Source organism: Dechloromonas sp. ZS-1 (genome assembly GCF_039649255.1).
Lineage (GTDB): Bacteria > Pseudomonadota > Gammaproteobacteria > Burkholderiales > Rhodocyclaceae > Azonexus.
On sequence record NZ_JBDIYD010000027.1, the window covers coordinates 1 to 9,045 of the forward strand.

Genomic DNA, 9,045 nt, shown 5'->3' on the forward strand with positions numbered 1-9,045 from the left:
TTCTTCCATCACCATGCTCATCTCGGGTCACTCCTTCAAGGTTAACACCTGAGCAGGTTTTTACTGGGTCAATACAGGTCAGCCATGTTGGCGGCAAGTGGTTCATATCGATCTAGAGCGAGCGCGAGGTGGAGCAACCCATCTCGCAGGCCACGTGTGCCATCGGCATCGATGTTAGGATAGCGTGCTTTGTCACCTTCAGCGATGGCAGCTTTCTGGCGCCAAGCAACAGTTTCAGGTAAAACGAACAGCGCCTCGCCCGGTATCAACGGGCGATGAGCCGCAAGGTCAAATTCAGCAACAACAGGAAGTAGGCGAAAGCCCGCGTCCAGCGTATTCACGCTCGCATCGGCAACTCCCGCCGCAACTTCCTGAGCAAAGCCATTACCACGATCAGGCAAACCCACACGATGATGTATCTCGAGGACTTGCCAGTACGGAATATGTCGAGGTCGGCGAAGAGTAGTAACGAAGCACCGGGTAAAAATATTCGGGCCAAAGAGAACCGGCAGACCCACGCCCGATTTGCTTGCGTTGACTGTGGTTTCGAGGAAAACGCCGATCTGGTCGGCGCGATCAATATTCAGGCGCGGGGACACCGCGTTGACGCCTGTGGAGAGCCTGTGCAGTCAGGCTGCTCAGCGAAGCAGGAACCCACTGAAGCGACTCAGGCGATTGCCGCCTGAGCATCGTAGGAATCGCCTTACTTCAGGGCGGCGAGATTGTAAAGATTCATGAAACCGACTCAATAGGGGGATAGTGTTTCCTGTAATTACTCACCTGAACCAAAAATAGTGACAGCGCCAGCGTGAATTTTGTGTGAAATTACATCAACGAGTGAGGCATCGAAAAAACTGGGGTTGAACTTACAGTGTCTGCAGGTAATCGCCAAGGAGCAGTATGTCACGTGCCGCAAGTAATTCAGGAAATCTATTTTGTGATTCGAACGCTCGGCCGAATTCCGGTGAATACTTGCATGGATTCCTGAAACAACGGACAGGTTCATCACAAGGACCACTACTTCGGTGTTTGGGAGATCTACGGCTTGTCAGGCTACAAGTTTCGCTACGCTTCGTTCAGAGAGGACGCCAGTCGTCGCTGGTATTTCGATGTCGTGGTCGACGTTAAGGCAATACAGTCCCCAGGCCAGGGCGCGGTCGGCATCGATCTCGGCCAAAAGGACATTGGGGAGAACAAAGATTGCGACAAGCTCAAAGCAAGCCGTTGGTATCGAGAAGCAAATGCGCAACTTGGCATTGCCAAATGCTCCCACAAGAAGCAGCGCGTCAAAACCCAGATGGGCAAGTTGGTAATAGGTGCAGATTGGTCATCACTGAAACCGATGTTGGACTACAAAGGCGATCACTCCGATCTCGCTGTGAAGGAAGTTTGCGTGCATTTCTCAACCCAGATTTGTTCGTGCTGCGGATCCATCTCCGCCAGCAGTAAGAAAGGTAGGTTAGGCTTGTGAATAAGGGAACGGACTTGTGTGATGTGCGGAAGCGCCGAGCACCGTGATATCGACGTGGCAAGAAACATTTTCGGGCGCTGACATCTGCCTCTCGCTGGTGGAATCCCCGACCTTCCCCGCGTCGGCGGACAGCCAAAAGGCTGAGGGCGGGGAATATTTCAATGAATAATCAAGCTATCCAGATTGTCTTCGATCAGTTTTCTGAGCTTACTGACATCCAACCCCTCAGCCTGGATCTTTGCCTCGCGATCTGTATAGGTCAGCTTGATCGTCGAGCGCAAACCTGGCTTTTGGATTTTGACCTCCTGACGCCGCTGCATGCGAACTGGGGTCGACTTGAATCGTGATTCAATCCACTTACGAACCTGATTTTGACGAAGTTTGTCATCAGCCAGTAATGCGATTGCTTCGGTGAAAAGTTCAGGCTCGTCACGTGCCAAGTCCTTAAGCTCATACGCTTGTGTTGCACCAAGAACTTTAGGATTAACTTCAAGGATTGCCTTTGCGCCGGGCGGATAATCATCAAATGCAAACAGAAATCCAACGAGCTGGCGAGAGACGCCAAGTACCTCACCAATCAACGCATTCGTATTGCAGAAACCGTGTTCCTTAAGAAGCTTGGCGTGTTTGTATCGCTCAAAGTCCGATAGCTCTTTCCGAACAAAGTTGTCTGAGGTGAGGGCGCATGCCGCTTGCGCATTACTCATTTGACGCACGACCACGGGTACGGTGACGTGACCTAGACGGCGGCAGGCCTCCAAGCGATGGTGCCCGGCGATAACTTCATAAGTGCTAGAGTCTAGCGTCCGCACAATGATTGGAGTAATAACTCCGGATTGGACAATGCTGGCCATCAATGTCTCAATGTAATCGCTATCAGCTACTGCTCGCACCTGATATGGAGAGGGGCGAATACGATTAACAGCCATCTCGGCAACTGTTGATTTCGTAATGCTAGGGTCTAGCGTTGGTCCGGAATTGGCAAGAGAGACGGGCATGCTAGAGTCTAGCGCCTCGGGCAAAATAACCTCTGCGCTAGAGTCTAGCGCTTTGGCTGCAGGGGCATCTGGCATAGCATCCACAACTTTTGGGTCAGCCTTGCCGACCTTGCCGGATCCAATCAAACCGCTTAGCTTAGCCATGACAATCTCTCCTAGTTGCCGCGTGTGGATGGAATCGACTCGTCAAATCCGGCGAGTGTAATCTTGTATCGACCCAAAAGCGACTTGGCCAAATCAAGCATAGCTTTAGCACCCGGCGAGCTTTGGTCTTGCTCGACCACCGCGCCTTTGCATTCACCACCAGGCAACGCTTGCTGGCGGTGGAAACCGGAAAATTGCTGAATCACGTTTTCATTGAGTTGATGCGGATACTTAGCAACTAGAACCTCAAGCGCTTCCTTCGATTGCTTATAGATCGCGGAGTAACCATTTGCAACGATTTCGACATCGGAGGCATGGTTCGGATAGGCGGCGTTGATCTCATCGACGTTGCTGAGCAGGATCGGCAAAGCCTTGAGATTTTCACGATCCAGCCAACAAACGGCAAGTTGAGTTCGCGAAGCCACCATGATGTTCATCGTCAGCAAGGAGGTTCCAGGAGCCGAGTCGACAACAATCACATCATACTGACCAAAGAATTCTGTATTGCTTGCCAGAAGGCGATCAAAAACAGTTTCGCGCTGCATCTGATTCATCAACCAACCATCTGCATTGGTCAGCGTGATGTCGGCGGGAATGATATCCAGCATGCCGTCCGGAAAGACTTTGCGTATAGCTGCAGCCACATCGACTTGTCCCTTATTGCTGACGAATCCCTCCATCAAATGCCCCAAGTGAGTAATGTCCTCAGAAGATGCATCGATACCCATCATGTTGGTTAACGAAGCCTGTGGATCGGCATCGATCATGAGCGTTCTATACCCCATGAAGGCAAATGAGGTGCCGAGATTGGCGGCTACCGTTGTCTTTCCAGTACCCCCTTTTGCCATCCGGCAATTGACGACCGGAGGACGCTTACTCTTAGTAGTTACCTCATCGACTTCATACTGTGTGAGCTTGAGTTTTCGGACATCAGCAGGCCGATAAACATGCCGAGCTCCATCGCCAGTCTCTTTTCCAGTCAACTTTTTAAGCATATGGAGCGATATTGACGGCCACACTAAGACGTCACACACAAACTTTCCACGGAATGTTGGATCGCGTAATGCGCTAACTGCTTGTATTTCCGACACGGTTTTACCCTATTGCGAATAGTGATAACCGTGATGTTATATGACAGAACTAATGACTACAATGGGCCATTGCGTTTTTTAACCATTGTCTTTGAAAGATCGCAACGACTAGAACTAAGAATTACCTACCTCAAATGTCTCGACGAGCCACCTATTGAACGTAGCCGAAACGAGTTGTGTACTTAGCCCGGATTTGCGGAATGAAGTAAGCGCAGGGCCTTTAATAGATTCTCCAAATTGGCTAAGCAGTTCCTGCTGCTCAACCTCAGGCAATGCGTCAAAACGATCTCTGGCCTCGTTAGCAATGCTTCTGCGCAGTGTTTGTTCCAACTCTGCCGCCTCCTTGGCTTCTTGAAGTTCCTTGGCAATCTTCTCGGTCTTCTTTGTGACTGCTTCTTTTTGCGCCTTCCGTCCATCCCCATAACGGTTCTTTAAGGCCGTCTTGAGGTAGGCTGCAGGGGAATCCAACTGAGGAAGATTCGGCTTGCTGATTCGTTCCTCGACCACTTCAAGGTTAGCCTTCAGTTCCTCTTCCCCGTGTTTTGCAATCAGTTTTTCAGCTTCAGTTGTCGAAACGCCCAACGCAGTGATGCGTGAAAGCAGAGTATTGTCGATAGGAGGCGGATCAAGATCGAAACTCGCTTGCTTGGCCATTTCAACCGTGAATTGAAGTTCCTTCACCCAGCGCCCTTCTTTAAATTCGATCAGTTCGATTCGAAGATCTGTCACCGTGTTGATTTCATCGACAGCTTTCTTGATGACGTCTCGCTTGAAATATTTGTATTCAGGCGATTTAGCGCCCTCGGCGGCTCCAGTGAGGATCTTCCACCACCACTGCCACGACTCTCGATTAGTGACGCCGGACGGGTTTGTGGAATAGCGCTTAGTGATCTCGTAGAGCACCAAGCCACCAATTGTACGAAGGCTAGCAACGTAGTTAATCGGGAGAACGGTGTAATTGCTTCGGGGATTAAGCAAAAGTTCCTTGACCCCTATCGGCAGCGAAAAGCCTACTATGAGCTTTCCGCCGCGTTTTTTCTGCCCGGGAGACAAGGCCTCATTCGTTGAATGCACAGTATTGTCCAGCGTGAAGCTCGGAATTAGCACATCAGAAGTGATGCCACCGTTTTCTGTCGGGCGGATGATTTTCACTGACTGGAGTTCATCGAGGCTTTCACGAAGTAGATCGTAGTCACGCGAGTTGAACTTGGCGTCCTTAACGATCTTGGACACCTCAACCCAATATTTTCCTTCGGCGTCTTCCTGACCCCGCATCCTTTGTGCGTAGTACAGCAAAACATTAATCATCTTCCGACTCAGCAGCGACAAATGTCCAGACTGGACCCGGTAGCCGATCTCGGTGTTGTGCTTTCTGACCTCGCGACCACGCTCAGCGACAACAGGTGCTGATTTTTCAACCGACGGGGAGTTGGATTTTTGAGCCATGATTAGGCATCATGCACTATAGGTGAGTTTGGTGCAATCACCTGAGATCAATCATATTTCACTTATCGCTCACTTGCGGTCATTTCCTTAGTTCATCACCTAAAGAAAAAAAGACCCGTTTCCTTTTAGGCTCACCTGTTAACATTTCCCGAAAAGCTCACTTAAGGCCAGAAATAAGGCCTCATTTCCTTGATCATGCACTTGAAACCGTTGGTTTCCCAAAGGCCTCACCTGAATTTCCTTGAGGCTTCACCCAAAACCGGTGTTCTTCCTGCGAAGCTCACCTCAAACCTGTTTGTTTCCTTTAGCACTCACCAAAAGTCTTCGAAACCTTTGTGCCACAACGGTTTCGAAGACTTTAATCTTGTTTACTTAAGCTTGTTTACTCAATAAAACACTCAACAAAAAGTGTGTTTATCTGACATTTCCTTTTGGACTCACCTCTAACGACCATTTATAGTGCTACGCAGCAGTATTCGTTTCCTGCAAAACTCACCTATTCCCTCATGATTGTGCTCAGGTGAGCTTTTACGTGAAATCGTTTATAGGCAGTTACTGACAATACAAGCCATAAAACTCCTTGTTTAGACTCGATAAACTCTATTTCTGCTGCGGATAGGTGAGCCTCTACGGGAAAGCTTCTTCTCTGTTTTACCGGACTTGCGCAGAAAGCCCCGTACAAACCGGCCTAATTTGCGCTGCAAATATTTAGACGAAGCCGAACGATTTAGGTGGGTGGTGATGGATAGCGCGGCGACTTGTGGGTACTCAATGCAGGGCCTTTGCACTCGGATGTCATGGTGCGTTTTTTGGGCTGAATTGCTCATTTTCCAGGCAAGAACCAGCATGTCAAAAGCAAACAAGGGCTCCAGTAGGCACCTTTCTCATTGGCTGGGCTGCTTGAAGGACACATTTCGATGGTGATAGAGCGCCGCTTTTCTCAAAACATGGGCTTTTTTCGGTTCGCATCGGCGCATGACGTTCGAGTGCTGCGTATTCCAGCGAAGCTGGACAGTGATTCCACGGGAAGCTGGACACGCATTCCAGAGCAAGCTGGACAGTCGGCGCGTAGCGACGCGGGGTTTTTGGGTTTTACACGGGTGATGTCATCGGGGTCAAGTTTTTGGAGTTGGGCGTAGAGTTATCCACGGCCGGCCGACAGGCGGCGCTCCTTCTATAGCCGTCTGGCTGGCGGCCGGTGGTGGGTAACTCGGTGAGCACGGACGGGTTCATGCAGGTTTGCCTTTCTTGCGCAGGGATTCGCCATCGAGGTTGAGGCAGTGTGCCTGGTGGACCAGGCGGTCGAGGATGGCATCGGCCAGGGTCGGGTCGCCGATGGCGGCGTGCCAGTGCGGCACGGGCAGCTGGCTGGTGATGATGGTCGAGCGACAGCCATGGCGGTCATCGACGATTTCCAGCAGGTCGCGGCGGCTCTCATCGGTGAGCGGTGCCAATCCCCAATCATCAATGACCAGCACCTCGGTTCTCGCCATCTGGGCCAGGGTCTTGGCATAACTGCCATCGTGTCGGCCGAGCGCCAGTGCTGGCAGCAAACGTGGCAGGCGGACATAGAGGACGCTGTGTCCGTGTCGACAGGCCTGGTTGGCCAGTGCGCAGGCGAGGAAGGTCTTGCCGACGCCGGTCGGGCCGCACACGAGCACATTCTGGTGCGCCTTGACCCAGTCACCGGCCATCAAGCGGGTGAACAGTGTCCGGTCGAGACCGCGTGGATGACGGAAGTCGACGTCCTCCGGGGTGGCGGCCTGCTTGAGCTTGGCCCGTTTGAGGCGAGCGGCGTTCTGGCGCGATTCGCGCTCGGCTGCTTCGGCATCCAGCAGGAGGCCGAGACGTTCGTCGAAACCGAGCTGGCCGATGTCGGTCTGCTGGCTTTGCGCTGCCAGCGCGCGGGCCATGCCGGACAAACGCAGCTGCTGCAAACGGTCGAGAGTGGGATGGTGAAGCAAAGTGAGGTCCTTTCAGGTCAGTGGTAGTACGCCGGACCGCGCACATTGGCGTGGTCCAGGGGAAGCGAGGTTTGGGCCGGCGCTGCCACGCGGTGTTTGTCGAGCCCGTGCTTGAGGATGGATTTCAGGCTGCCGTAGCTCGGCGCGCTGATGGCGATGGCGCGCTCGCAGGCCGCCTCCAGGCGCGCATCCCCATAGGTCTTGGCCAGCCCCAGGATGCCCAGGCAACTGCGATAGCCTTGCTGGGGATGACGCCGCTGATGAAGGACATGCTCGATGACGGCTTTCGCGTGGCCGCCAATGCGGCCTGCCCAATCGAGTAGGCGTGGGGCATTCCAGCCGTTCACGGCCTGATGCGCCGGCGTCATGTGGGCATCGACGGTGGTGTGCCGGCCGCGCAACGAACTGCGGACATGGCTGGCAATCCGCTGGCCACGCTGAAACACCTCGATGGTGGTTGCCGTCATTCGGACATCGACCTTCTGTCGGGCAAAGCGGAACGGCACCGAGTAGTAATGCCCGGTGATTTCGATGTGATAGTCGATGCCGACGGTGGCGACCTTCCATTCGGCAAACTCGTAGCGCGTACTGGGCAAGGCATGCAGGGCCGGTCGGTCGAGTTCGGCGAACGTACTGGCCCGACTGCCGGGCAGTTTCTTGAACGGTCGCTGGTTGAGGTCAGTCAGCAAGCCGGCAATCTGCCGGTTCAGTTCGTCAAGGCTGAAGAACCGCTGATGACGCAAGCGGGCCAGAATCCAGCGTTCGACCAGCAGCACCCCGGCTTCGACTTTGGCCTTGTCTTTCGGGTGCCGGGGCCGCGCTGGAATGACCGCCGTGCCGTAATACTCAGCCAGGTCGCGGTAGGTTGGATTGAGTTGCGGGTCGTAGGTGCAAGCCTTGTTGACGCCACTCTTGAGATTATCGGGAACGAGCACCGCCGGTGTCCCGCCGAAGAATTCGAAGGCGCGAACATGACTGCCAATCCAGTCCGGCAACCCCTGGCTGCAGGTGGCTTCGCAGTAGGTGTAGTTCGAGGCGCCGAGTACGGCGACGAACAAGGCGGCCTGGCGGATTTCGCCGGTCAGCGGGTCGGTGATGGCGACGGTCGGTCCGGCGTAATCGACGAACAGCTTCTCGCCCGGCGTATGGGTTTGCCGCATCGAGACCGACAGCCGGCCCGCCCAGGCCCGGTAGTGGTCACAGAAGCTGCTGTACTGGTAACCGTCCGGGTGCTCGGCCTTGTACTCCTGCCACAGCAAATCGAGCGTCACGCCCTTGCGGCGTAGCTCACGATGAACGCCCGCCCAGTCGGGCTCGGGGCGCTTGTTCGAGGATGGTGCAGGCGGCGGATACAGTACGGCCTCGGCCGCCATCTCAGTCAGGCTGCTCGGCAACGGATAGCCGATGCCGGCCAGCTTTGCTCGCCGCAGAATCTCGCCCACCGTCGTCGGCGACGCAACGACGGCGCGGGCTATCTCACGATGGCTGCGCCTGCCCTCGTGGTGCAGACGCAATACTTCCAGAATCTTGCGCATGGGTAACCTGCTAAATGCCATGTGGGCCTCGGCAAAATCGCTGAGGGTGCCACGGTTACCCCGCGTCCTACGCTACCGCTTCCAACTGTCCAGCTTGCCTTGGAATCGGTGTCCAGCTTCCCCTGGAATCACTGTCCAGGTTGCGCTGGAATCACTGTCCAGCTTGGCCCGGAATTCGCAAGTGCAAAGGCCCTGGTACTCAATGCCGCCGTAAGCCACCTTTTGGCAGTCAATGTGACGCTTACAGCTATTCGATGTACTTGCCAATGAGGTCAACAAAGCCTTAAAGACCTGGAGATGGGCTATGCAAATTTCTTAGGTGTTTAGTCCCACAGTGTGGTGGTGTAATTTATAGCCAGCTACGGAGGGATGAGTTATGGGACAGGTACTCCACGG

The 9,045-nt window shown here is 53.8% G+C and carries 7 protein-coding genes; 1 reads left to right on the forward strand and 6 read right to left on the reverse strand.

The window, feature by feature from the left end; all coding sequences use genetic code 11:
• Nucleotides 1-68 precede the first annotated feature (68 nt).
• On the reverse strand, nt 69-599 hold the full coding sequence (locus AACO21_RS16485) for a hypothetical protein (protein ID WP_346193621.1): 531 nt from the start codon (nt 597-599) through the stop codon (nt 69-71).
• Between the two features lie 446 nt (nt 600-1,045).
• Between AACO21_RS16485 and AACO21_RS16490 the strand changes: the two genes are divergently transcribed.
• The gene (locus AACO21_RS16490; RefSeq protein ID WP_346193622.1) at nt 1,046-1,471 is read left to right on the forward strand and encodes a hypothetical protein; all 426 of its coding nucleotides are present in this window, start codon (nt 1,046-1,048) and stop codon (nt 1,469-1,471) included.
• Between the two features lie 158 nt (nt 1,472-1,629).
• Here the strand turns inward: AACO21_RS16490 and AACO21_RS16495 are convergent, their stop codons facing one another.
• From AACO21_RS16495 to istA, 5 genes are all read right to left on the reverse strand, one after another.
• Nucleotides 1,630-2,613 carry a ParB/RepB/Spo0J family partition protein gene (locus AACO21_RS16495; protein ID WP_346193623.1) on the reverse strand — a complete coding sequence of 328 codons (984 nt, stop codon included), beginning with the start codon at nt 2,611-2,613 and terminating at the stop codon, nt 1,630-1,632.
• Nucleotides 2,614-2,624: 11 nt separating this feature from the next.
• Entirely contained in the window at nt 2,625-3,608 is a 984-nt protein-coding gene (locus AACO21_RS16500) for a ParA family protein (RefSeq protein WP_346193624.1), read from the reverse strand.
• Nucleotides 3,609-3,818: 210 nt separating this feature from the next.
• A complete protein-coding gene (locus AACO21_RS16505) occupies nt 3,819-5,150 on the reverse strand; it encodes a replication initiation protein (protein WP_346193625.1) in 1,332 nt (443 codons plus the stop codon).
• 1,229 nt (nt 5,151-6,379) lie between these two features.
• The gene (gene istB / locus AACO21_RS16510) at nt 6,380-7,114 is read right to left on the reverse strand and encodes an IS21-like element helper ATPase IstB (RefSeq protein ID WP_346193626.1); all 735 of its coding nucleotides are present in this window, start codon (nt 7,112-7,114) and stop codon (nt 6,380-6,382) included.
• A 17-nt stretch (nt 7,115-7,131) separates the two neighbouring features.
• Complete coding sequence (gene istA / locus AACO21_RS16515) at nt 7,132-8,670, reverse strand: IS21 family transposase (RefSeq protein WP_346193627.1); 1,539 nt, start codon at nt 8,668-8,670, stop codon at nt 7,132-7,134.
• Nucleotides 8,671-9,045: the final 375 nt, after the last annotated feature.

Coding starts and splice junctions, on each gene's coding strand:
- AACO21_RS16500 (WP_346193624.1), bottom strand. CDS start 3,608: ATGCTTAAAAAGTTGACTGGAAAAGAGACTGGCGATGGAGCTCGGCAT.
- istA (WP_346193627.1), bottom strand. CDS start 8,670: ATGGCATTTAGCAGGTTACCCATGCGCAAGATTCTGGAAGTATTGCGT.
- AACO21_RS16505 (WP_346193625.1), bottom strand. CDS start 5,150: ATGGCTCAAAAATCCAACTCCCCGTCGGTTGAAAAATCAGCACCTGTT.
- AACO21_RS16495 (WP_346193623.1), bottom strand. CDS start 2,613: ATGGCTAAGCTAAGCGGTTTGATTGGATCCGGCAAGGTCGGCAAGGCT.